The 21,764-nt window shown below is 51.7% G+C and carries 24 protein-coding genes, 3 pseudogenes and 1 riboswitch; of the genes and pseudogenes, 21 read left to right on the top strand and 6 right to left on the bottom strand.

Annotated elements, in window-relative coordinates; genetic code table 11:
• Window positions 1-27: 27 nt before the first annotated feature.
• Window positions 28-1,131 (bottom strand): hypothetical protein, encoded by a 1,104-nt coding sequence (locus METMK1DRAFT_RS03710; protein ID WP_009071044.1) that lies wholly within the window; start codon window positions 1,129-1,131, stop codon window positions 28-30.
• A gap of 653 nt (window positions 1,132-1,784) precedes the next feature.
• Between METMK1DRAFT_RS03710 and METMK1DRAFT_RS03705 the strand changes: the two genes are divergently transcribed.
• From METMK1DRAFT_RS03705 to METMK1DRAFT_RS17340, 19 genes and pseudogenes are all read left to right on the top strand, one after another.
• On the top strand, window positions 1,785-2,522 hold the full coding sequence (locus METMK1DRAFT_RS03705; protein ID WP_009071038.1) for a winged helix-turn-helix transcriptional regulator: 738 nt from the start codon (window positions 1,785-1,787) through the stop codon (window positions 2,520-2,522).
• A 441-nt stretch (window positions 2,523-2,963) separates the two neighbouring features.
• Window positions 2,964-3,314, top strand: a complete 351-nt coding sequence (locus tag METMK1DRAFT_RS03700; RefSeq protein ID WP_009071036.1) for a hypothetical protein — start codon at window positions 2,964-2,966, stop codon at window positions 3,312-3,314.
• Window positions 3,311-3,913 carry a haloacid dehalogenase type II gene (locus tag METMK1DRAFT_RS03695; RefSeq protein WP_009071034.1) on the top strand — a complete coding sequence of 201 codons (603 nt, stop codon included), beginning with the start codon at window positions 3,311-3,313 and terminating at the stop codon, window positions 3,911-3,913. Before METMK1DRAFT_RS03700 ends, METMK1DRAFT_RS03695 begins: the two co-directional genes overlap by 4 nt.
• A gap of 270 nt (window positions 3,914-4,183) precedes the next feature.
• Window positions 4,184-4,990: an ABC transporter permease gene (locus METMK1DRAFT_RS03690; RefSeq protein ID WP_009071032.1), complete on the top strand. Its 807-nt coding sequence runs from the start codon at window positions 4,184-4,186 to the stop codon at window positions 4,988-4,990.
• Between the two features lie 9 nt (window positions 4,991-4,999).
• Complete coding sequence (locus tag METMK1DRAFT_RS03685; RefSeq protein WP_009071030.1) at window positions 5,000-5,761, top strand: ATP-binding cassette domain-containing protein; 762 nt, start codon at window positions 5,000-5,002, stop codon at window positions 5,759-5,761.
• Window positions 5,762-5,766: 5 nt separating this feature from the next.
• The gene (locus tag METMK1DRAFT_RS03680; RefSeq protein WP_009071029.1) at window positions 5,767-6,348 is read left to right on the top strand and encodes a hypothetical protein; all 582 of its coding nucleotides are present in this window, start codon (window positions 5,767-5,769) and stop codon (window positions 6,346-6,348) included.
• A gap of 7 nt (window positions 6,349-6,355) precedes the next feature.
• The gene (locus tag METMK1DRAFT_RS03675; RefSeq protein WP_009071026.1) at window positions 6,356-6,646 is read left to right on the top strand and encodes a transcriptional regulator; all 291 of its coding nucleotides are present in this window, start codon (window positions 6,356-6,358) and stop codon (window positions 6,644-6,646) included.
• Window positions 6,647-6,929: 283 nt separating this feature from the next.
• The gene (locus METMK1DRAFT_RS16175; protein WP_245544545.1) at window positions 6,930-7,157 is read left to right on the top strand and encodes a hypothetical protein; all 228 of its coding nucleotides are present in this window, start codon (window positions 6,930-6,932) and stop codon (window positions 7,155-7,157) included.
• 99 nt (window positions 7,158-7,256) lie between these two features.
• Window positions 7,257-7,721: a transposase gene (locus METMK1DRAFT_RS15500; RefSeq protein WP_009071023.1), complete on the top strand. Its 465-nt coding sequence runs from the start codon at window positions 7,257-7,259 to the stop codon at window positions 7,719-7,721.
• A gap of 22 nt (window positions 7,722-7,743) precedes the next feature.
• A pseudogene (locus METMK1DRAFT_RS17350) lies at window positions 7,744-8,022 on the top strand (transposase family protein); the annotation flags it as partial.
• A 99-nt stretch (window positions 8,023-8,121) separates the two neighbouring features.
• Window positions 8,122-8,201: riboswitch (Fluoride riboswitch) on the top strand.
• 13 nt (window positions 8,202-8,214) lie between these two features.
• Window positions 8,215-9,516 (top strand): proton-conducting transporter transmembrane domain-containing protein, encoded by a 1,302-nt coding sequence (locus METMK1DRAFT_RS03665; RefSeq protein ID WP_009071021.1) that lies wholly within the window; start codon window positions 8,215-8,217, stop codon window positions 9,514-9,516.
• On the top strand, window positions 9,513-10,622 hold the full coding sequence (locus METMK1DRAFT_RS03660; RefSeq protein WP_009071019.1) for an NADH-quinone oxidoreductase subunit D-related protein: 1,110 nt from the start codon (window positions 9,513-9,515) through the stop codon (window positions 10,620-10,622). The genes METMK1DRAFT_RS03665 and METMK1DRAFT_RS03660 overlap by 4 nt, the downstream gene beginning before the upstream one ends.
• On the top strand, window positions 10,619-11,224 hold the full coding sequence (locus METMK1DRAFT_RS03655) for an NADH-quinone oxidoreductase subunit B family protein (protein WP_009071017.1): 606 nt from the start codon (window positions 10,619-10,621) through the stop codon (window positions 11,222-11,224). The genes METMK1DRAFT_RS03660 and METMK1DRAFT_RS03655 overlap by 4 nt, the downstream gene beginning before the upstream one ends.
• A gap of 1 nt (window position 11,225) precedes the next feature.
• Window positions 11,226-12,965 (top strand): proton-conducting transporter transmembrane domain-containing protein, encoded by a 1,740-nt coding sequence (locus METMK1DRAFT_RS03650; protein ID WP_009071016.1) that lies wholly within the window; start codon window positions 11,226-11,228, stop codon window positions 12,963-12,965.
• Window positions 12,962-13,906: a respiratory chain complex I subunit 1 family protein gene (locus METMK1DRAFT_RS03645; protein ID WP_009071014.1), complete on the top strand. Its 945-nt coding sequence runs from the start codon at window positions 12,962-12,964 to the stop codon at window positions 13,904-13,906. The genes METMK1DRAFT_RS03650 and METMK1DRAFT_RS03645 overlap by 4 nt, the downstream gene beginning before the upstream one ends.
• Window positions 13,899-14,534 (top strand): hydrogenase, encoded by a 636-nt coding sequence (locus tag METMK1DRAFT_RS03640; protein ID WP_009071012.1) that lies wholly within the window; start codon window positions 13,899-13,901, stop codon window positions 14,532-14,534. The genes METMK1DRAFT_RS03645 and METMK1DRAFT_RS03640 overlap by 8 nt, the downstream gene beginning before the upstream one ends.
• The gene (locus METMK1DRAFT_RS17345; RefSeq protein ID WP_009071010.1) at window positions 14,531-14,689 is read left to right on the top strand and encodes a hypothetical protein; all 159 of its coding nucleotides are present in this window, start codon (window positions 14,531-14,533) and stop codon (window positions 14,687-14,689) included. The genes METMK1DRAFT_RS03640 and METMK1DRAFT_RS17345 overlap by 4 nt, the downstream gene beginning before the upstream one ends.
• Window positions 14,659-14,895 (top strand): hypothetical protein, encoded by a 237-nt coding sequence (locus tag METMK1DRAFT_RS03635; RefSeq protein ID WP_009071009.1) that lies wholly within the window; start codon window positions 14,659-14,661, stop codon window positions 14,893-14,895. The genes METMK1DRAFT_RS17345 and METMK1DRAFT_RS03635 overlap by 31 nt, the downstream gene beginning before the upstream one ends.
• 574 nt (window positions 14,896-15,469) lie before the next feature.
• On the top strand, window positions 15,470-15,610 hold the full coding sequence (locus tag METMK1DRAFT_RS17340) for a hypothetical protein (protein WP_155812279.1): 141 nt from the start codon (window positions 15,470-15,472) through the stop codon (window positions 15,608-15,610).
• On the opposite strand, the pseudogene METMK1DRAFT_RS03630 reads toward METMK1DRAFT_RS17340, so the two are convergent.
• The 4 genes and pseudogenes from METMK1DRAFT_RS03630 to METMK1DRAFT_RS03615 form a co-directional block, all read right to left on the bottom strand.
• A pseudogene (locus METMK1DRAFT_RS03630) lies at window positions 15,604-16,895 on the bottom strand (RNA-guided endonuclease InsQ/TnpB family protein); the annotation flags it as partial. The gene METMK1DRAFT_RS17340 and the pseudogene METMK1DRAFT_RS03630 overlap by 7 nt on opposite strands.
• 19 nt (window positions 16,896-16,914) lie before the next feature.
• On the bottom strand, window positions 16,915-17,448 hold the full coding sequence (locus METMK1DRAFT_RS03625) for an IS607 family transposase (protein WP_009071004.1): 534 nt from the start codon (window positions 17,446-17,448) through the stop codon (window positions 16,915-16,917).
• Window positions 17,449-17,682: 234 nt separating this feature from the next.
• Window positions 17,683-18,651, bottom strand: coding sequence for an iron-containing alcohol dehydrogenase (locus tag METMK1DRAFT_RS03620; protein ID WP_009071003.1), 969 nt, complete (start codon window positions 18,649-18,651; stop codon window positions 17,683-17,685).
• Window positions 18,652-18,818: 167 nt separating this feature from the next.
• Window positions 18,819-19,367, bottom strand: coding sequence for a cation:proton antiporter (locus tag METMK1DRAFT_RS03615; RefSeq protein WP_009071001.1), 549 nt, complete (start codon window positions 19,365-19,367; stop codon window positions 18,819-18,821).
• Window positions 19,368-19,426: 59 nt separating this feature from the next.
• Between METMK1DRAFT_RS03615 and METMK1DRAFT_RS03610 the strand changes: the two are divergent.
• Window positions 19,427-20,024 (top strand): annotated as a pseudogene (locus METMK1DRAFT_RS03610) (IS607 family transposase).
• On the top strand, window positions 19,996-21,318 hold the full coding sequence (locus METMK1DRAFT_RS03605; protein WP_048087396.1) for an IS200/IS605 family accessory protein TnpB-related protein: 1,323 nt from the start codon (window positions 19,996-19,998) through the stop codon (window positions 21,316-21,318). The pseudogene METMK1DRAFT_RS03610 and the gene METMK1DRAFT_RS03605 overlap by 29 nt, the downstream one beginning before the upstream one ends.
• Here the strand turns inward: METMK1DRAFT_RS03605 and METMK1DRAFT_RS03600 are convergent.
• Entirely contained in the window at window positions 21,290-21,718 is a 429-nt protein-coding gene (locus tag METMK1DRAFT_RS03600; protein WP_245544544.1) for a cation:proton antiporter domain-containing protein, read from the bottom strand. The two genes, METMK1DRAFT_RS03605 and METMK1DRAFT_RS03600, sit on opposite strands and share 29 nt — an antisense overlap.
• Window positions 21,719-21,764: the final 46 nt, after the last annotated feature.

Here is a 21,764-nt window from a genome sequence, read left to right as displayed (position 1 = left end):
TGTAACCTTTAAATATTTCCATATACATTACGGAATATTATCCGTTGGAGGGTAGGAAGTGGGGAGGGGGAGTAATTCCAGTTTCCTTGCGAGTTCTCTTGCCCTCTGCAACATCTTGTCCAAGTCGTAAACCCAGGTCCTGGACTCTGTGTAATGTTCGTAAGGTATCGAGGCAGCCAGGAGGTACTTGAACCTGGGCTTGAAGAGGTGAACCATCACCTTGGCGTCCATCTTGAACTTCAGCCTCAAGTAGGCGACGTAATCCATTATGCCCGGTATCATGTGCTGATCAGCGAAGATGAAGGCAACTGAGGTGCCGTCATCTAAGTCTGCCGCGTGGGTTAGGGTAGGTATCCTGGTGAGCTCCCTCAGGAAGTTCTCATCCCTCTTGAAGAGGATGGTCAGACGAGTGATATCGGAATTATCCCATCTCATCACGTATCCTTCCACTAGTGACCTCCCTATGATATGCTCTTGATAATGTTTCAGTGCGACTCTGTAGGGCACGTTAAGTAGAGAGGCTATCTCCTTTAGGGTTCTCTTATTATTTTCCTGTTTTTTCCCCATTATTGCCAGGTCTAACCAATCAGGTCTGAATCCATCTGAGAGGTCGGGCAATATTAGAGGGGATCTGGGTTTGACTAGGAAGTTTTCCTTGAACGTGTTCTTCTCAAAGTCGAAAGTGGAAAAGTCCGTGTAGAACTGGTACTGTCTAACGAATTTCCTGACGATCAGGTTATGGACTAGGCCAGCGTCAGCTAACTCCTCCAATGCCCTGATGAAGTCGGTCTTCCCTTTGGGAAAGGGAATTATCATGATTGTATTTTCAGGGCTATTAAAATCCCTGCCAATAAATGACGGAAAACCGTCGAGTACCTCATATAAATCCACTAAGCTGATCATGGTGGGAGGTATCTTAAGGGACACGAAGTATTTTCTTAGACCCATTATCCTTTCCCTTGCGATGAATGTCACACTGAAGGTACTTTTCTTTCTGAGTGTCTCCATTATACCTGTCGCTTCCTTTACACCAATTATTGCCCCTAATAGCTTAGGATTGAGATCTCCGAAGTACTGAACGGCGTTTAGAACCTTAGAGATAGCAGAGTAATTATAGTTGTCAATACTCATGTACAGTAAAAAAGGAAAACTCAGGTTAAAAAGTTCTCACTGTATAATACGCCGACCACACGGAGCAACGCTCTCGTTTCAACCGTTACCAGCAGTGCCAGTTGATAATCCCGCGTGTACCATCACACCATGGGCAGCTAATAATAAGGAAGCCGCTATTGCTCCCATTAAGACTAACTTACTTACGGTTTGAATCTGGATTGGGTTTACTTTCATTTTGATCGATTTTTAAGTCCTCATAAATCCTTTTTAGTATTATGTATGTAATGCCAAAACTATACCTAACTCGCTCAAGCTATGCGGACTCCACCTCTATAAAATTTATTTTAGTTAAGGCGGGCCTAAATAAACTTTTCAATCCCATACACGTGAATTCGAACGTATTATCGTATTAGATTTTTTATAGAAATATAAGTAGGTATACGGCCCTCTCTATCGTCGATCCCTCCAACTTTAGGTAAAGACTGTAACTCTTTTACGTAACTACTCGTTATTTTCAATGACTTAAGGGTGACCGTGTACGATCCCTCAAGAGGGGTGCTCGTGGCGGAATTAAAAGTAATTAAAAGTAAGGATAAGTTACGCCACGGGTAAACACTACACGAACCAACTTCTTCCATATAACATATAACGCTTCCATAAAAATAAACTGTATGGATAAACTGGACAGGGAGATCCTCTTCCACCTCTTCAAGGACGGCAGGTCCTCCCTCTACAGCATCTCCTCCAAACTGGGATTGGACTACTCAAGGGTTGTTTACAGGTACAACAGGTTGCTGAGGGAGGTCATACAGGGTTTCACGCTTTACGTTAACCCCAACCTCCTGGGCCTCAGGAGATATTACGGGGTCACAGACTCGACCTGTCCTGGGAGTACGTCCCTGGAGTTCAGGTGCGTGGAGGGATACTCCTTCTGTGAGCTCTTTGCACGGGAGGAAAGTGACTGGCTCCTTTTCTACTTCCCGGAACAGGTTCCGCTCAATCCTTCCAAGGTAGACCTGAGGTTAATATCTGCCCTCAGGGAGGACCCCAGGGCCTCCCCCTCCCAGTTGTCCAGGCACTCTGGAATACCCCTTAGCACAGTGAAGAGGCACTTGAGATACCTTGAGGGAAGGGGGCTGATAAGGGTGTTCCCCAACTTGAGGGATTCCAACTTCCTGCTCTTCTCAGTGATAAGTGGGTCAGAGCAGGTGAGGTATTACCTATCTAAATATCTCTTGGCCGAGATAGGGTTGGGAGATGCCTCCTACTTCCTGTGCCACTCCCCTTCCGTGGGGGAGTTAGGGACGATCTCTAGGAAGGTGAGGGAGTTGGATAACCAGGCTAAGGTGCTGGTGAAGGACTACTTTGGGGTCAGGGATTATTACGTCAACTTACTGGCAATTGGATGAGGGCCGAGACTGCAGTTGTGGGACTTTCCCCTAAATGTACCCTAAAATCGAGGAAAATCTAACAACTGCTGCTAGGATAACATTACCTCTGCGATAACCGTTTGACGACTCAACCTCCCCCACTGCAAACTACCTCCTAGACGTCGAGTTCATGGACATTGCGTGCGTTATAGAAGTAGGTTTGAAGTCGAGAGATCCTGTGATCCAAGTCGGGCTTTATGATCGCCAAACGTTTTGGAGTTGACCTTTTTTTTAAGAGTTGCGTGATCACTCAGTCCCCATCGCAGGTTCATTGAGAGCTTTAAGGTCTCGATTAGCCCTCAGGAGATCGACTATCGTTTCCTGTTATCCTAATTAAATTTCATTCATTACTTTAATTGGAATGAAGCCTCCTTTAGCTTCTCCACTAAAGCTTATCACGTACAGGTAGTTGTTTAACTCATGGCCAAATACGCCTTCGTAATATACTCCGACCCAGAGGTTAGGAGTGAGTTGGTCAAGGCAATGCACGCCATCCAGTACGCTATGGCCCTGAAAAGGAAGGGTCACGAAGTCCTCATATTCTTTGACGGCCTGGGGACGAAGGTGCCCCTGTCGCAGTTGAGACCACTTGTTGAGGAGGCAACCAAGATGGGACTGGTTTACGGGGCCTGCGGCTACTGCGCCTCTCCACCCCACGTCAACGTCTCCTCCAGACTGAGGGAGGCAGGTTTGAAGCTACTGGGTGACGAGAACGATCACAAGGACTTAACCCTGTTCCACGAGATTGGATATGAGGTGATAATGGTTTGATCCTGGCCTTCGACCTCTACGGTACCCTCTTTAGCACCCAGATCCCTGGAGTGCCCAGGGAAGTCATGGATTCGTGGAGGAGAAAACAGTTGGAGTACACATGGAGGTCAACTCTCATGGGAGAATGGAGGGACTTCGACGAGATCACGAGGATGTCGCTCCGGTACGTGAGGGAGAAGTTCAACCTACAGATGGGGGATGAGGTACTTGAGGAATGGAGGAGACTTAAACCTTTCCCTGACGTCGAGGCACTCCAAAATCTGGAGGCGGAACTCTGGGTTTTAACTAACGGAGTGGAGAGGACGGTCAATCAAATCCTGAGAGATGCTGGTCTGATCCACCTCTTTAAGGGAGTGTTCTCAGCTGAGAGGGTCAGGGAGTACAAGCCCTCCACGAAGTTGTACAAGACCTTTCAGGGGGAGGTAGGAGAGGGGATCCTGATTTCCTCGAACCCCTTCGATGTGGCTGGGGCCAAGAGGTCTGGGATGAAGGCTGTGTTCGTGAGGAGGGGTGAGTTCACTCTAGCTGACTTCATGGGATTGGAACCTGACTCCACTGTCGATAGCCTCTGGGAGATTCAGAGGAAGTTAATTGGCTAATAGTAGTAATCGGATTTCGCCAACTGTGAGGCGGCGTTCAGGAAAAGTCGAACGATTACTCTAGGTGATTCCATGAAGCTGACCTAGGTAGGATCTCTTCATGGAGAGAGGCGAGGGATCGGCAAACGCGTTGAGCAGAGGGATCCAACCTTAACCTTGGTTATTCTTCGCATGGGTGTAACGTCTGGGCTCGAGGCCCTCCTCGTTTCAAAGGAGTTCATAATTTGAACTCGCTTCACGTCTTAAATTCAGGCTAGCGTCAATTTACTCATGAAGTTTCCACTCTACGTGGCCAAGAGGCTTATCACCACCCCGTACCTCCTCTTCTGGGCAGTCATATTCGTGACCCTGATCGACGTCATGGGGGCCTTCCTCGAGTCGAGGGAAGTTCCCCACATCCCTGAGGCTGAGGAACTCTACGTCTCCTCGTGGTTCGGGACCAGCATAATAATGTCCTATGGCTCTGCCTTCACCTCCTTGGCTTTCATGGTGAGCTATCAGACCGGTTCGCTCCCTCACCTCTTCAGGTATTCGAAGATGACTCCCTCCCAGTACCTTTCAGGTGTGGTGCTGGGCTCCGTTATCCTTAGCGTGGTCCTGGGCACATACATGTTGTTCCTGGTTTATGCCTTGTTCTCCTCGTCCTTCAATACCACTTTCCTACCCAAAGACCTTCCCTTGGCCTACCTCACCTTCCTCCTGTCAGGGGTGTTCTTCTCTACTTTCTCCGTGTTCTTGGGGGCCCTGAGCTACAAGTACTCCAGGAAACTCAGTAACTTCTTCACCTTGATTCCCTTCATCCTGGCTTTCATCTTCGGCTTCTCTTACCTATTCGCTAACCTGGGAAACTTGGTGTACATCAACCCCTTGAGCGACGTCCAGGTGCTCGCCATATCCTCCTTTCTGGGAGGTCAAGCTCCCACAGGTCTGATCGTGATAAGCCCACCTCAACCTGGGGCATCCGACATCCTGCTTACGGGCTCGCTCATCGTTTGGATCGTAATCGTTACAGTGATCTCGTCCATACTCCTGAGGAGGCTCTACCTTAACCCCGTCGAGGAGGGGAAGTTGTTCTAGGTGATTAGCATGATAGACCTAGTGAACGTTGAGGTAAACTATAGGGGAATCAAGGCTATCAAGGGAGTCACAATGCATGTCGAGAGCAAGGTTCTCCTCCTGGGTCCAAACGGGTCGGGAAAGACGACTCTACTGAGGGCCGTAGCGGGGATCGTACCCTATCTGGGCTCAATACGGGTTGACGGGACTGAGGTGAGGTCCCTCAAGGGCTACTCCTCCCTCTCAACGAACCTGCCGGAGGTCTTCTCAGTGGGCCTGACCTTGGGTGACGTCTTGAGTATCTTCTCCGACATCAAGGGTCTCGACGGGAGGAGGGCCGTAGAGATGCTGAGGGAGGTGGGCATTAGGGACCTGAGGCAGAAGACGTACTCCCTGTCCACAGGCCAGTCAGCCCTCTTCAGGACTATCGTGGCGCTGGCCACAGATCCCAAGATAGTCCTCCTCGACGAACCCTTCGAGAACGTAGACGTGGCCAAGAGGAGGAAGGTGCTGTCCTGGATCAAGGAGTACGGGAAGGAGGGAATAGTGGTCACCCACGAACTGGAGCTGGCCAGCAGCTTTCAGGAGCTGGACTCCTACCTCATATTCGAAGGTAAGGTCTACGGTCCCGTGAAGGTAGGGGAGCTCCTCTCCTCAGTCGTCACCGAGGGGAGGGATCCTGAGGCCCTCCTGGTAGTGGAGGTTGAAGGTAAGGAGTTCTCGTTCGTGAAGGGGAAGGAAGGCAAGAGGATGGCGGACATTATTACCCTGGACAGACTATACTCGATGTGAGGAGAATGAAGTCCGTTGAGGAGGCAAAGGAGATAGCCCGGAGGGCAACCAGGAGGATAATAAGGAAGACCCTCGGTAAGTACTACCTCCTGTGGAGCACCTACCCCCTGGTGATAGGGGTCCTTTACATCCTCACTCCTCCATCCCTCCTGGAAAATCCTTTACCTTACATCCTCACCCTCATCCCCTATCTCACCCTCACAAGTTACTTCTTCATGGACATGGGAAAGAAGTTGAGGAGATACAAAGAACTCATCGGATGGAAGAGTAGGAGACGTGTCTCATTGCTGATAGTCCTCATGTTAGCGGGATTTGTGATGCTTGTCCTGGGGTACGAACCTGGGTTCAATTACCTCCTGATCCTGGGTCTGTCGTTGTACACATCTACGGTGGACTACTACATCTATTACACGGCCTCCTTCGCGAGGTTCAGGTATTATGACCTGTTGACTATGGTTACCTTCTCCATCTCCATGTTTGTCTGGTTCCTACCCTTGCCGTACTCAGAGGCCCCGTATCTCGTGATGTCCGTGGTTTGGATCTTCTCAGGCTACTCCTCCCTAAGCGAGGTGATAGAGGACGTCTGATGACAAGTTGGAGAGGATCAGGGAACTCACCACCAACCCAGTGCTCTCCAACTCAGCCAGGTTGGGGACTTTACTATCCCTCTACGTTGCGAATAAGTTGACTTTCTCCGACCTGCTCAAGATAACAGAACTGCCCAAGAGCTCTCTATTCGCCCACTTACAGGTGTTGGAGGAGGCAGGACTGATAAGGGTGAGGAAGCAGTTCACAGTGAGCGGTCCGAGAACAATTGCAGAGATAACGGACAAGGGAAGGGATACAGTGAAGAGATACCTGGATGTACTCAAGCAGTTTCAGTAGGTAACGGAAAGGTCACCCTGGGAGTGTTCCCATGTAACGATTGGGGTGTAAGTAATCACTGCGGTTATGGGAATCTTAGGGAGGTAATACGAAAAAGTCGGTATTAGCGAGAAGTTTTTCGACGTCGTCCTGCTGAAAAGGTGCGGAAGGACTGATCGAGTTGGCTAGGGAGAGGCCGGTCAGGGAGGTCAACAGGTTGGGAGTGGTGAGGGGGAAGGGGAGGAGCAGGAAGGTTAACTGGCGCTAGTCCTCATGATCCTGACGGGTGGGAGGGCCAGCGTGAATGACGCTGCCGAGACGTTCTGGTTGGACTACTCAAACCTACTGGAGGCGTTGGGAGAACTTGACGACGCGCGGAGGTCCTGTCAGGCTGGTGAAGGGTCAGATCGTCATAGTGGACGATACCGTGGACCACAACGCTCCAGGACGACGTGAGCCCCTGAGAACTACTGGATCTACTGCCACACCCACGGGAGGTTCGAGAGGACCAAGCTCCTCACGGTCGCCATAGTAAACCTCGGACAGGACGTTCATGGTTTCCCCTACACCGTGAGGAAGATGTTGGATTTGTGAGGGTCAACGAGTTCAAGACCAAGATCGACGTGGCGAGATGTTGGACGTGCTCAAGGAGCGCTTCCGCGTGTCCAGGGTCGTCTTCGACTCCAGTACTGTCCGAGAAGCTCGTGACGGACAACGTGGTGTCAAGGCTCAAGTCCAACCGAGCCCAGGGTCGGCCAGGACACCCTCGAGGAGGGACACCTCCCGGTGGGATACCCCCGGAGTCTACTTCACCTCCCTGACCCTGACCGGCCGAGTGATTACGGTGAAGTCGCTCGTCTGGGAACATAAACGTGACTCCTCCGGGACACATGCAAGGAGGTACCTCTACACTACCGACCTCTCGCTCAGCGAGGAAGTCGAGGAGGCCTGGAGGATGAGGTGGGTTCACCATCAACAATGTCGTCAGGGAGCTGGTGGGGGAGCCGAACCTGGGGAGCGTGGGGGCGTTCCTCATGTTCTTGAACGTCGTTTAGGCGGACTGCCGGGGCTGATGAAAATCTTTAAGTTACGTTAAAGTCCCATAACTGCTGCCGGAAGGTAGGACTTTCAGGTGTGAGAGGTGCGGTTTCACCCTGGACAGGCAACTCAACGCGTCCCTCAACATCTCCCTCAAGATGTGCGGGTTTCCCCACCTCTTTCTCACTCCCACTGGGAGTATGTGGGTTTAGGTTACCCCGCTAAGGGGGCGGAGGGGTAACGGGTTTCCCCGCGACTCCTGTGAAGCTCAAGGGCTGAGGATTGGATACAAATTCATGAAAATTCAAAGAAGCCCGAACCCCTTCCCCATCTGGTATGGCCATATTTATCTCTTCTAACAAATAATAAGACTTTACTGTTTATCTCAAACTGTTGAGTACGGCACTAGATATTCATAGTCAACTTTTTAAGAAGGAGGGTCTCTAATTACCTGTCCGAAGAGGACGGGGGATGGCGTCCCCCTGGGCTCATAGCCCAAACCGCCGGAATCATGAGGGCTGATGACGCCTATCTCATGCAGGTGAGATAGGATGACAGGCCTGACGGAATCGTTCCTGGTGATAGTTCCTCTCCTGAGCAATGCTTTCATATGGAGGATAAAGTACGCTAGCTTGGTCTCGTCTACTTTGACCTTAATCCTCTCTATCCTCACCTACCTTAACCTTCCGGTGGTCACGCCCTCACTTTACGTAACTAGGTTCACGTGGTACTTCCTGGTCATGGTGGCTGGCGTTTATTTCACCTCGACTTTGTATTCAGCCCTTTACGAAACACCCACCAGGGAGAGGGAGAGGAATTATTACTACTTCCTAAACACGTTCTCTGCGTCCATGTTCTTCACACTCATAGTGAACAACCTGGGTCTAATGTGGGTTGGACTGGAGGCGACAACTATCTCCTCCGTGCTATTGGTGACGTTCGAGGGAACCCATGAGGCCCTAGAGGCTGGCTGGAGGTACGTGATCCTAGTCTCAACTGGAGTGACCTTTGCGTTCATCTCAGTTATCCTGTTTTATTACGGCCTTCACACGCTTCAGATATCCTCCATACTGTACCCCCACGTCTCGCTCCTTTTCACCTTGGCCTCGGTAATAGCCCTCATGGGATTCGGCACGAAGGCCGGTCTATTCCCTGTGAACACCTGGCTCCCAGATGCTCACAGTGAGGCACCTCCGGCCGTGAGTGCCCTTTTCTCCGGTGTCCTCCTCCCCGTGGCGGTTTACATACTCCACGTGGTCTACAGCATAGCTCCCCTGGAGCCAATCTACAGTTGGGTCTCCACCGTGTCCGTGCTCATCGCCTCACTAATGATGGCCAGCCAGAGATATTACAAGAGGCTGTTCGCGTACTCTACCATCGAGAACATGAGTCTGGCAGTGCTGGGGGTCGCTGCCAACTCCAATGAGGGCGTGATAATTCTCCTCCTCTCTCATGCCTTCTCTAAGGCTGGGGCGTTCTACGTCTCGGGAGCTATCCTGAAGGCGGTGAACTCCAAGGAGATCTCCGAGTACGGCCTGATTTCGTCACCGGTGATCTCCACAGGCCTGCTCACCTCATCCCTCGCTGTCACCGGGGCCCCACCCTTCGGGAACTTCTTCGGGGAGTTCCTAATCCTCTTGGACGTCCTGAGGAGTCAAATGGTTGCACAGTTCTGGATCTCCCTGTTCTCTCTGGGCATAGCGTTCATCTCGGTGAACTACCACGTCTCGAGGATGATCTTCAAGGGCGGTGGAACTTTTAGGGAGGAAAGGAGGCTGGGGGCGTTGGGGCTCCTTGTGGCACTGGCGTCCTTAGGGATAGGTTTATACCTCGTCATGGGTGGTTTGCCTTGAGGATAATAGGTGACCTGGGATCTCACTGTCTGACCTCAGAGGGGCTAGTGGAGGGCCCGTGTAAGTATTCCCATCCCACTATCGGTGAAGGGGGTTATGGATCCTTCAGCTTCCTCTACGGTCCCTCTGCTGGAGGACTTCTGGAGAGCGTCGCTTTCGATATACTCACATATGGAGAGAGTATAGAGGACGTTAGGGCCCTCAGTTACAAGACGAGACACATCAAAGTTGGAGGGCTCCCTCTCCGGGACGTTCTGTTCAAGGTGGAGAGGATCAATGTTCCCTTCGCTGCCTCTCACACCATAGCCTTCCTCACCGCAGTTGAGAACGCACTGGGGGTGTCACCTCCAGAGGAGGTCGTGGAGTCCAGGATAGCGCAACTGGAGTTGGAGAGGATAAGGAACAACCTCCTGGTAATACAGAGGCTCGCCGAGGCGGCCTCGTTCCTCGTCCCTACGTATAGGCTACTCTACTATGTGGAGGAGGTCAACAGGGCCATCTCACGTTCCTGTGGTCACAGGTACTTCCTGGGGGCGAATTACCTGGGCGAGAGCAGGTGTCAGGGACTGCACTTGCCCAGGATCGACGTGGAGGAGTTGAGGGACTTGCTGAGCAACAGGATCTTCATAGACAGGCTTCAGGGGAACGGCGTGGTCAAGGAGGACTGGGCAATAGGTCCGGCGGCGAGGGCAGCTGGGTTCAGTTATGACGCTAGGTTGGAGGTTCCAGAACTCAAGTACAGGGACCACGGCTTCAAGATAGTCACTGAGAGTAAGGGCGACGCTTTCTCCAGGATGTTGGTCAGGTTAGAGGAGATAGAGGTATCCCTCAAGATACTGGAGGGGGTGGAGGTGAAGCCCAGGAGGTTCGAGCTACCCTTGAGGGAAGGGAGAGGGATAGGGAGAGTGGAGAGTCCCTCAGGTGACCTGGCTTACATGGTTCAAGTTGAGCAGGGGAGTATCAAGGAACTGCACCTCCTCCCTCCCTCCAGGATCAACATTCTCCTCTTCCTGAGGTCGATGCCGGAAAACATTTTCACAGACTTCCCCTTCAATTGGGAGAGTTTCGGAATATGGATCTCTGAGGCTGAGGTGTCCATTTCATGAATTGGTTCTTGAGAGGTATCAGGAGGGGGATACTGACGGAAAAGGAGTTCCCCCAGGTCCAGTGGCCCTCAGAGCTTCACCGTAGCAAAGAGGGAGAGGTGAAGTGTCCGACCGACGCTTTGAAGGAGGATAGGTGGGATCCCAACAGGTGCATATTCTGCAGGGCCTGCGAGCCGATCCTGTCACCCACGGGGAGATCCGTGCAGGCTCAGGTGAAGAGGAGTGAGCCATCCTTCAGGAGGTCCTTCTACCTCTACCCCATAGACGTGGGGACCTGCGGGGGCTGCAACTTGGAGTTCAGGCTCATCGCCTCTCCCCAGCACGACATGACCAGGTTCGGGATATTCCTCACCAACACTCCCAGGCACGCGGACGCGTTGGTGGTCATGGGGGTCATGACTCCCAAGATGGAGGAGGTGTTGAGGAGGGCCTACGACGCCATGCCTGAGCCCAAGTTGGTGATACTGCTGGGGGTCTGTGCAGTGAGCGGTGGTATCCTGGGGATGCCCCCGGACATCAGGGGAGACGTGGTGATCCCCGGTTGTCCTCCCACACCGGAGTCGATCCTGAGGGCCCTCGTGGAGGCAAAGAGTGGTGAGTGATATGTACCTGCAGATCGACAAGTTTTACCTTGAGATCGTAACCCTACTCACCATGATCACGGCTCTGGCACTTTCTCTGTGGAGTGCCAGGGCTTCCCACGTGGTCGCTGCGATATCCTCGTCTCTCTTCATACTCTACGGCCTCTACTCAGGCGAGTTCAGGGTCTTTTACGTGGTCTCCGGCCTCGTTTGGTTGTTCTCCTCCACGTTCTCTGCCCTCCACGATAGGGAGAGGTGGTATTCCCTGACCTTCTCAGGAACTTTGTTGGGCATCATGATCACCTTACTCTCCCAGAACTACCTGGAGTTCCTGACAGGTTGGGAACTGATGACCCTCTTCGCCTACGCCTCCATAGGTGTGTACAGGAGGGAGTGGAGGCCAGGGTATACGTTCCTGGCCTTCGGTGAGGTGAGCACGGTTCTGTTGATTGCAGGGTTCATCCTCGCCTACCAAGAGACGGGGACCTTCCTGTTCCACACCCTCACCGATACCTTGCCCCTCTGGTTCACGACGTTCGGTTTCACGGTGAAGATGGGCATATTTCCCTTCCTTGTGGTGGAGTGGCTCCCCATAGCCCACGGTAACGCAAAGCCGAGCCTCTCCTCAGTCCTCAGTGCCTCCATGACCTTGGCTGGAGTGTACGGGATATACAAGATGATGTCCCTCTGTCCTCAGACACAGGCACTCGGAGGCGTGTTGATCTTGATAGGCGCGTTCTCAGTGCTCTTCGGTGCCCTCTACTCCTACGTCTCCGACCACATGAAGGGAATGCTCGCCTTCAGTACCATTGAGAATAACGGGGCCATCCTGACAGCCTTAGGCTCCCTGGAGCTCTCAGCTGACCCAGTCCTCAAGGCCTTCGCCCAGTTCTCCCTCATGGTCTACGTCGTAGCTCACTCGCTCGCCAAGACCGGTCTCTTCTTGGTTACGGGTTACGTTCACGGCGAGTCCATGTCCACCCTCAGTACGGAGAGGAGCTTCTCGCTTGAGATAGGGACTACGTTGCTCACTGCTTCAATGTCAGGCCTCCTCCCCACCGTGGGCGGAGTGGCAGTGTGGTCATTACTGGAGACACTCTTCATGGAGAGTATCTCGGTGAGGGGCATCCTGGGCCTGATTCCCCTCCTGGCTGGCGTCATGGTGGGCATGGGAGAGGGGTTCGCCACGGGAGCCATGGCCAGGTTCACCTCCTTCACCTCCCTGGTCAGGCCTAGGGGTGGAGAGAGGGGGAGGTTGGTCCTCCTCATTGGGGTCCTGATGCCGGTCTTGGCACTCCTGAGCTACCTCCTGTCTCCCGAGATGGCGGGAGCAGCGAGCCTAGGAATGTTCAGCAATTCCTTGATCCCAAGCGGTTACTCTGGAGGTTCCTTCGGAGGGATATCTCCCTTGTACGTGTTAATCATCCTCCCCATCCTCTCCCTGATCACGTACCTGGCCTCGGGGAGGAGGAGGGTTAGGACCGTGGATCCCTGGGATAACGGCTCCGGGAGGAGGTTAACCTACACCTCCTTCGGGATGGCCAACAACATAAGGCTCATGCTGAGATTTGTCTTGAGGACTAGGAAGGGCGCTGTGGAGACCAGTGCAGACGTGTTCTGGAGGGCCATATTGCAACTGGTCAGGGGTTACGTCAGGTTCTCCAGGGCGTTCTCGAGGGCTTACATGAACAGCTCCATATCTTGGTACATGATCTACATGATCCTAGCATTCATCGTGGTTATCCTGGTGGTGTTCCTATGAGCTGGGATGTGATCTCGGAAACCATAACCCAAGTACTTGGGGTGTTACTCCTTTCCCCACTCTACGCCGGAATACTGGATAGGTTGAAGGCCGTGGTCGAGGGCAGGAGGGGGCCCAGCGTCCTGCAACCCTATTACGACCTCGTAAAGCTGTCCAGGAAGGAGACCCTGTTGCCCAGGAACGCTGGCAACATCTTCTTGAACGGGCCGTATCTAGTGTTCTCCATATACTTACTCATATCCTTCGTCATACCTGTGGTCTACCCTAGGCCCGTGATATTCACTCCCACCGTGGACTTCTTGGGAGGGGCCCTCCTTTTCTCCCTGGCTGGATTCATCAAGGTGTATGAGGCCATGGAGAGCTCAAGTAACCTAGTGACCCTGGGCGTGAGTAGGGCCCTCTCGTTCTCTTACCTGGGAGAGGCTACCCTCCTCACGGTGTTCATAGCAGTGGCCCTGATCACGGGGACCAATAACCCTTACGTCACCATGCAGTACGTCCAGTCGTTGGGTCATTACCTCTTCCTCCCCCACGTATCAGCGACTGTGGCCTTCTACATGTTGTGGCTCTTCGAGACCGGGAGGTTACCTCTAGAGAGCTCAGGCATGAGCGAGATGGGGATGATAGACGACAGCCTGGTCTACGAGTATAGCGGTAAGGGACTAATGTTACTTAGGTGGGGGAGCTACATCAAGTCCTACCTGTTGGGGTCGGTCTTCCTCAACGTGTTTCTCCTACCCTGGGGTCTCCTCACGGGTCCCCTGGGGGCGATCCTGGACCTAGGAGTCATGTTCCTAAAGTGGATGGTGCTCATCCTCGTGACCCTGGTTGTGGAGACCAGCTTGGCCAAGTTCAGACTGTTCAAGGTTCAGGACTTCCTCGCCGTGGCCTTAGTGCTATCCCTAATATCCTTGATCCTCACGGTGATCGGAAATGGTTGACCAGATTCAGGAGATAGTGGTACTGATCTCCTCTCTCCTACCTCTGACCGCCCTATACATTCAGGGGCAGGCCTTCTTGGTACCTTCGGTCAAGGCAGTGGGGGTACAGTCCTTCGTAGTGGCTATCCTATCCTTCACACTTGCCATGATCTACAGGCAGGAGGAACTGTTGATCCTGGGCATCATAGTGTTGTTCACCAGGGCCGTCCTGACTCCATTGGTAATACTTAAGGTCTCCAGGTTCAGGAACTGGGAGAGGGAGAGGATAGGTGGAGTAACCTCAATCTTCGTCCTGAACGTGGCCTTCTTCTTCTCGGCAACCCTAGTCTTGATTTTCCTGGTCCTCTCCAGGGTACTCCCCAACCTGGACGTAGAGGAGTTATCCATACCTTTCATCCTCTTCTTCCAGGGCACGTTCCTGATAGCCTCCAGGAGGTCCACTGTGGCCCATATCCTGGGATACGTGGAGCTTGAGAACGGATTGGTAGCCCTGGGGCTGTTCCTGATCCCTCCTCCTCTCCTCATTGACGTGACCGTCTTCTTGGACGTGCTGGCGTTGGTGGTGATCTCGTCGGTGGTGATAGTGGAGAAGAGTGAGCATGAGCCCATGGAGGAGTTGGTGGGATGAACTGTTCCGAAATATTGGGAAGGATGGAGAGGGTCAAGCGGGAGATAGAGGAGATGGAGAGACAACTGGAGGAGGTCACCAAGGATCTCCAGGAGATAGAGAGACTCCAGGAGGAGGCCGATCAATGTACGGGGATGAGTGCAGGGACCTCCTGAGGGAGCTGGCGGAGTTAGAGTCCAAGAAGGCAGGGCTACACCTGAAGCTCTACCTCTTGGAGAGCTCAGCCAGGAATGAGAGCATCAGGCTCATGGGCAAGGTTGGGCTCTGTGAATTACGTGAGCAGATGAGCGGAGGGAAAGGGAAAGCCAGGGAGCTCAGGGAGAAATCGCTTGTGTTCTTCAGGAAGTACGTGAGGAGTTGAGAGCTGTCTTGGTACCCCTTTTGGTAGGTGCCAACCCGGGATCCATCGGTCGATCACTAACGAGGAAGCTCCACTCTCGGAGGTAATTGTTACATCATCGTCAGATTTCCTCTTGCAGCAGTTATGGGACTTTCCCTTAAATATCGCCCTGTTTTCAAGGGAAATCTAATAACTGCTGCTCTTGATTATAGGGCGACGTCTAAGGGAAGATCTATAACTACTGATTAGGTTTTGGCTCAGTCATAGAGCGGTTCCCAAGGGAAAGTCTCGGTGATGGAGAGAGCGTAATATGAGTCAATGCTCGTCGAGGCTTAACTGGACTTCTTATCCTTCGAGGGAGATTAGACCGAGCTGAAGAGCCTGTTGTGGGACCTACTCAACAGGATCAATCCCCCTTTACAACGAGCTGAAGCGGAGGAGGATTTTGGAGTTCCTCGGGTCTAGGGAACTATTTATGGCCTATCAAACAAAGCTGGCCGACGCCCTTTTGGCGGGGAACAAGTACGACATCCTTGAGAACATTATAGAGCTCTAGGAGAAGCATCCGGAGCGTTTCCTTGAGGAGGCAGGCACTTTGGCCAAGTTTGTTCTGGGACGGGAAGTTAAGGTAACTATCTCCTCTGACCTGACATCAATTGCTCAGGCCATCCTCCAGGTCAATAAGAGATTGTTGAAGAGACATCATGACTTCATTAAGGGGTTCGGGCTTCATTGAATTTTCATGAATTTGTATCCAATCCTCAGCCCTTGGGCTTCACAGGAGTCGCGGGGCATTGCCCCACTCATCCTCCTCCGCCCCCTTAGCGGGGTGACCCCAACCCACCTACTCCCAGTGGGAGCGAGAGAGAGGTGGGGAAACCCGCACATCTTGAGGAAGATGTTGAGGGACGCGTTCAGTTGCCTGTCCAGGGTGAACCCACACCTCTCACACCTGAAAGTCCTGCCTTTCGGGAAACCCGTCCACATCTGGGGCAGGACTTGGAGGTGAGGTGAGGGTTCACCTCCTTAACTAGGGAGCCGTAAAGTGGGGCCTTGTACTTCAACACACGGTGGATCGACCTCCACACAGTCCTGGAGATCCTTTTAGACAACTTGTCGTCAGCGTCTTGGAACATCTCTTGTTTATTCAACTTCTTTATGGCGAACGTAGTCACGGGATACATCTCCAGCAACTTGTTCACAAACTTGTGAACGTAGTCCCTAACTCTATTCCTCTCACGGTGGGAGTACTTCTCCATCAGCTTCCCCCCTTTCCTACCGTGCTTGGAAGCGAAGGACTTGATTCTACCCCTCTTCAACTCCATCCCAAACTTGAGGCTGTACAACTCCCTCAAGGAAAACGTGACGAACTTCTCGCCGTCGTAAGCGTCCAGCGTGTAGAGGTTACTGTCGATTGCTAGATAGTCCAGGGGAGTAAACCAGGGTAATCTGTGACGGAATGGTAGGTGAACCTTATCCTCCTTTATCACGGGTTCACCCAGTTCTAACCCTTTGACCCGTGGAGAGAACCAGGTGTGGGACCAGGAGAAGGTAATGTACTCGTACGGTCTTACAGTAATCCTAACACTCTCACCCTCAACCTTCCTCAGAGTAGACTTAACCCTTACGTAAACTCTCTTCAGTTTAGGTTTCCTCAACGACGCTTTTCCCTTCTCTGCCCTCCTCCTCCAGCTCCTCAACACGGAGTAAGCGTCGCTTATTGCCTTATCCACGTAGTGTGAGGCAAGGACGTTGACCTCCTCAAGCTCGTCCCTCAACGACTTGTAAACCTCCTCCTTTTTTGACAAGGTTACCTTGACCTTCGTGATGACTCTCTTACCTTTCTTCACTTCTCTCCTCTCAACCTTGATCCTCTCCCACAAGTAGTCTAAAGCCTTTTTCAGTAGGACTCTGTAGTTCTCCAGCAGTACCCTGCTCTCCTCCCCCTCGTCGTTCTTCAAGGAATACGTTAAGTAGACGTACTCCTCCTCTGGTTGAAAAGATTTAAGCCTTAATTTCCTCGACGCACTTCCTCACCTTCTAGTTCTCGTGACTCCCCATCCCGTACAGTTTTCCGCTGAACGATACCAAGATTGAGATCAAGTCCTCTATCAACTCTTGTCCCGGCGTTTCGTCCTCCCTTTTCAACACCACGAGCTCACAGTCGTGTGCTTTGCACACCTCCTCTACCATCTCGAAGCCGAACCTAACTAGTCTGTCAGGATAACCTACGGCCTTCGACACCTCGTTATTTAATATCATCCTCAGTTGAGGAACCCCTTCCTCTTCACGTTCAACGAAGACCCTACCTCTGTTATCACCTTCGTAATCCTTAACGTTCTCCTCTAGGTATTTAACCTGGTCTACCAAGTCGTCCTTTCGCTTGTTCGATACCCTAGCGTATAATGTCACTTTCCTCCTCTTGACAATTCCCATCAATCTCTCCACGTCCTCCTCCCTGAACCTCCACTTCCCGGTCTGTAGTATTGGTTTAATGTAACCCTTCTTAACGTAGCTCTGCGACGTGCGGTAGGATATTCCCAGTTTTTGGCACACTTCCTTAGGTTTCAGCATTATAATTAAACTCACATACAAAGTATATAAACTTCACGGTTTATCTGAAACTGTTGTCTACGGCTCTACAATTAGCCCCTAACGGCTCACGAATCTTCCCGTTGAAAAGCGGAGACCCTTTATGATATCTCAGGAGGAGCCTCCGAACCAGTCCTGAGGGCTCACGATATTTCCCGTTGAAGGGGCTCTTGGTATACTCAAAATTAAGGTAGTACGCAGAGTAAACGCGATGAGTCAGTACACCCTCTTTATGAACTCCACCGCCTCGAGGACATCCATCTTCGTTGGATTCTCGCTGGAGTTGTTGGCTACTGCTAGGTCCTCTCCTAGCCTTAACGCCTCCTCCAGACTAACGTAGTCCCTCAACCTCTTCCTCACGTTCCACCTCTCCAGGAGGGACTCTATCCTTGAGGGCAGGGAATCTCCCCCCAAGGACCTCAGTTTCTCCCTGGAGAAGGTCATGTTGAACCTGATGGCCTCGGCCAGGGAGATGCATGAGGTGACCCCGTGGGGTATGTTGAACCTGGGGCCGAAGATGTAACCGAAGATGTGGCTCAACCCTCTACCGGCATACATGAACGCCTGTGAGGACAACCAAGTGCCTATCTGGCACTGAAGTAGGTCCTCCAGGTTCCATAAACACTCGTACAGGATAGAGAAGCCCTCCCTGGCCAGGGCGTCAGTGTAGGGAGACGCCCTGACCGAGTAGAGAGCCTCCACGGCGTGATCCAAGGCCCTGACTCCGGTGGTGACCAGTAGGTCTCGTGGAGTGTACCTCAAGGCATCTGGATCAAGGATCACCATGTCCGGGGCCCTCCTGATGATCGACCTCTTAGTTCCCTCCCTGGTGAACCCTGCCACGGTAGTGTGCTCAGCTCCGGAGAGGGTAGTGGGGACCGACACGTGATATCCCTCGTGGGAGATTTTGACTGCATCGATGATAGAACCCCCGCCCAGACTCACCACGACCTCGGCGTCCCTGAGTGCCTCCCTAAGTTGGACCAGTTGATCTTCTGGAGTGTGCTGAGAGGGCCCCATCACTTGTTCCCCTCCCGTGAGCTTTAACATGTCCTTGAGCAAGGAAGTTTCCATTAGGCTCTTAGTAGTGACTACCTTCACTCTCCTCCCCTTAAATTGTGACAGTGTCGAGATGCTTCCCCTTCCGTAAACTACGGTGACCTCTTGAGACCTGAGAGTCCACATATGAGAGACTTGATGGTAGACCTAATATCTTTGTTGCAGAGATGAAGAGCAACGAAGGTGAGAGGTCCAATCAAGTTGAGAGACCTCTTCAACCACCTTGAAGGAAGTTAGAGTCAGTGATTTTGGATAACTGTAACACCTGAAACAGGTAAGTCCATTGAGTTCGATCAACCTTGGTTGAGCCACGTGGCGATCCTCCTGAACATGGTTGCCCCTAGGAGGGTGGTCAGTATGGCCATGAGGACCAGTGCTGAGAACTCTCCCTGGTTTATGGCCCCCAAGGACTCACCTAGGGACGCTACCACCAACCCGGTCTCGCCCCTCGGAGTCGTCCCCACGGCTACGGCGATCGACGATCTCCAGTTCTTCAGGCCGAGGTAGGCGAAAGGTAGGACGCCCAGCACCTTGAACAACACGGCCACTGCAGTGAGCTCTAAACTCAACTCGACCACTCCTAAGCTTATCTCTGCTATGTTGACCTGGAGTCCCACGACCACAAAGAAGATGGAACCAAAGATGCTCAGCAGAGTCCCTGAGATCTTCAGCACCTCCTCCCTCTTAGTGCTCTCCGCCAACGCTACTCCAGCTATGAACGCCGAGATGACCGGTGAGAATCCTAGGGCAGTCATTACGGCTGTGAGTCCGAAGAGAACGACGAAGGGAAATTCCTCAACGTAGTTTGGCCCTAACCTGTTGGCCAACCTGGGTATTATCAAGACTGAGACTATAGCACTTTCACGTAACTTTTAAATACTTTTAGTTACTTTTAATTACTGTGGAGAGGTATCTAACACCTAGTGAGGTTGCTGAAATATTCGGCATGAGCAGGAGTGGTGTCATTAAGTGGATTAGAGAGGGGAAGATAAAGGTTGTTGAGGTTAACGGTAGGTGGAGAATACCTTACAGCGAAATTGAAAGATTGTTGTCCGGCGGTGGAAGGGTTAAACAAGTAGCGATTTACGCACGAGTTTCACCAACGCAAAAGGACGACTTGGAGAGGCAGTTGGACGCATTGAGAGAATGGGTTAGGAAAACTCTCGGTGAAGTGGGTGTGATAGAAAAAGGATATAGGTTCCGGATTGAAAGAGGACAGAGAAGGTTTAAAGAAGTTAATAGAATTAGCCAAGAGGAGGCAAATTGACGCAGTTGTAGCTTATAAGGACAGGCTAACACGTTTCGGCTTCGAATACCTCGTAGAGTTATTCAAAGCTTACGGAGTAAACGTTGTAGCTTTCCAAGAAGAGCCAAAGGATTACATGCAGGAGTTGATGGAGGACTTTGTAGAGATCGTCAAGTCATTTGCCTCTAGAATTTACGGCCAAGAGTGTGAGAAGGTGGTAAAATGTGTTGAAAACGTTGAAAAGGACGGTTAAACTAGAGGGTGACTTCTTGAACGAGTGGAAGTACCGCGTTCTTAAGGAGGTTGAGGAACATCAGAGGAAGTTCGTTAATGAAATGATTGGGGTAATCCTATCAGAGGGCTTACAGACCACTAGGAAGAAGTTGCACGAGAGATTTTACAGTGACTATAAGGAGAAGTACCCCTTCCTACCTTCAAGGGTTATTGAAGGTGCCTACGTCGTTGCTGGAAGGATTGTTAAGAGCTTCAGAGAAAGGAAAAAGAGAGGGTTAACGAGGAAGGATAAACCGGAGTACAAGAGGGTTGTGATCACTATTCCTAACATGGTTAATTGGAGGTTTAACAAGGTCTCAGTTAATGTTTTAACCCACAAGGGTTGGGTCGAGATACCCCTCAAGTTCACCAAGCAATTTACCCGCTACGTATATGAAGGTTGGAGGGTTTCGCAAGAGCTTAAGTTAAGATTAGTTGGTAGGAAAATTCTAGTTTGGTTGACTTTTGAGAAGGAGGTTGAGGTTGAGTCCAAGGAGGGTAATTATATCTCTATTGACGTTAATGAGAATAACGTCACGGTAGCGGTCTTCGAGGGTTTTAAACTCAAGGAGTTGAGGAGATATGAGACTGGGTTAGGGAGGGTTGTGGTTAATTACTCCTTGAGGAGGGAAGAGATTACTAAGGGACACTCAACTAAGGACGAGTTAATAAAGAAGAAGTTGAGGAAATTGAGGGAGAGGGAGAGGAAAATTGACGTGTTAAGGAAGACTGTTAAGAGGATAACAGAGCTTGCTAGGAGCTTAAGTGCCAAAGTCGTAGTAGGTGAGTTCTCCTCAAGGTCTAAGGATAAGATGGAGAGCAATAAAAATGATAAGCTTAGGCATAGGATTCATCAATGGAGTGTTGTTAAATTCGTGGAGATGTTGAAAACTCAGCCGATAGACGTTGCAGAGGTTTCTGAGTCCTACACTTCCTCCATCAACCCGTTTAACGATGAGAAGTTGAAGAAGAGGAAACAGACAGTTGAGAGAGTTATCAAAGTTTTTAACCCCTACCTGATGACGGGCTCTGCTCACGAGGGTGGGGGTGTAAAAGTACTGAAGGTGAACGCTAGGTACCTGGAAAGCGGTGAAGTTCTTTTGGAGAGGGATTCTATTGCTCCCCTTAACTTGGTAAGGAAGGTGGATGGGAGGGTATTGGTGTTTCCCTCGACTAGCCCCAATGAGTTGAGGGTGACCCTGTATGATCCCTTAAGAGGGGTGCCCGTGGTGGAATTAGAAGTAATTAAAGAAGGTAAGTTACGCCACGGGTAAACACGAAGAATATTATCGCCCAAGCCACGAGGTAGAAGGCTACGGTCCTCACGACCATCAGGGTGGACAACCCGGCACTGCCAATCGACGCCAACACCACGGAGAGGAGGATGAGGTCGACCACGTCATCGGAGGAGGAAGCTGCCATGAGGTAGTTGCTCGCCTTCCCCTGGAGGTTCATTTCCCTCAGTATCGAGGCCACAGCAGCGAGGCTCGTAGCTCCCATGGCCGTCCCTATAACTAAGGTGGGGATCAAACCGAGGCTGCTCCAGTAGAGGATCAGGGTCACCAGGAAGGGTAGGAGTGCACCGGTGGTGGCACCTAGGAAGCCCATCACCCCGGCACTCCTGAGGCTGGAGGTCCCATGTTCCAGTCCTGAGGCGAATATGAGGAGGATCATCGAGAACTCGGCAAGGAAGAGCACGTATGGGTTCAGCGAGAATATG

Origin of the sequence: Metallosphaera yellowstonensis MK1, from assembly GCF_000243315.1 — an archaeon.
GTDB classification, from domain to species: Archaea; Thermoproteota; Thermoprotei_A; order Sulfolobales; family Sulfolobaceae; genus Metallosphaera; species Metallosphaera yellowstonensis.
The sequence above is the reverse complement of the archived record's forward strand: the minus strand, read 5'-3'. Positions and strand labels throughout refer to the sequence as shown.

Excerpts from the sequence above, each read along its gene's own strand:
- METMK1DRAFT_RS03705 (WP_009071038.1), top strand. The coding sequence starts at position 1,785 with ATGGATAAACTGGACAGGGAGATCCTCTTCCACCTCTTCAAGGACGGC.
- METMK1DRAFT_RS03710 (WP_009071044.1), bottom strand. The coding sequence starts at position 1,131 with ATGAGTATTGACAACTATAATTACTCTGCTATCTCTAAGGTTCTAAAC.
- METMK1DRAFT_RS16175 (WP_245544545.1), top strand. The coding sequence starts at position 6,930 with ATGACGCTGCCGAGACGTTCTGGTTGGACTACTCAAACCTACTGGAGG.
- METMK1DRAFT_RS03635 (WP_009071009.1), top strand. The coding sequence starts at position 14,659 with ATGTACGGGGATGAGTGCAGGGACCTCCTGAGGGAGCTGGCGGAGTTA.
- METMK1DRAFT_RS03685 (WP_009071030.1), top strand. The coding sequence starts at position 5,000 with ATGATAGACCTAGTGAACGTTGAGGTAAACTATAGGGGAATCAAGGCT.
- METMK1DRAFT_RS03645 (WP_009071014.1), top strand. The coding sequence starts at position 12,962 with ATGAGCTGGGATGTGATCTCGGAAACCATAACCCAAGTACTTGGGGTG.
- METMK1DRAFT_RS17345 (WP_009071010.1), top strand. The coding sequence starts at position 14,531 with ATGAACTGTTCCGAAATATTGGGAAGGATGGAGAGGGTCAAGCGGGAG.
- METMK1DRAFT_RS03690 (WP_009071032.1), top strand. The coding sequence starts at position 4,184 with ATGAAGTTTCCACTCTACGTGGCCAAGAGGCTTATCACCACCCCGTAC.
- METMK1DRAFT_RS03620 (WP_009071003.1), bottom strand. The coding sequence starts at position 18,651 with ATGTGGACTCTCAGGTCTCAAGAGGTCACCGTAGTTTACGGAAGGGGA.
- METMK1DRAFT_RS03665 (WP_009071021.1), top strand. The coding sequence starts at position 8,215 with ATGACAGGCCTGACGGAATCGTTCCTGGTGATAGTTCCTCTCCTGAGC.
- METMK1DRAFT_RS03650 (WP_009071016.1), top strand. The coding sequence starts at position 11,226 with ATGTACCTGCAGATCGACAAGTTTTACCTTGAGATCGTAACCCTACTC.
- METMK1DRAFT_RS03640 (WP_009071012.1), top strand. The coding sequence starts at position 13,899 with ATGGTTGACCAGATTCAGGAGATAGTGGTACTGATCTCCTCTCTCCTA.
- METMK1DRAFT_RS03655 (WP_009071017.1), top strand. The coding sequence starts at position 10,619 with ATGAATTGGTTCTTGAGAGGTATCAGGAGGGGGATACTGACGGAAAAG.
- METMK1DRAFT_RS15500 (WP_009071023.1), top strand. The coding sequence starts at position 7,257 with ATGTTGGACGTGCTCAAGGAGCGCTTCCGCGTGTCCAGGGTCGTCTTC.
- METMK1DRAFT_RS03680 (WP_009071029.1), top strand. The coding sequence starts at position 5,767 with ATGAAGTCCGTTGAGGAGGCAAAGGAGATAGCCCGGAGGGCAACCAGG.
- METMK1DRAFT_RS03600 (WP_245544544.1), bottom strand. The coding sequence starts at position 21,718 with ATGATCCTCCTCATATTCGCCTCAGGACTGGAACATGGGACCTCCAGC.
- METMK1DRAFT_RS03700 (WP_009071036.1), top strand. The coding sequence starts at position 2,964 with ATGGCCAAATACGCCTTCGTAATATACTCCGACCCAGAGGTTAGGAGT.
- METMK1DRAFT_RS03625 (WP_009071004.1), bottom strand. The coding sequence starts at position 17,448 with ATGCTGAAACCTAAGGAAGTGTGCCAAAAACTGGGAATATCCTACCGC.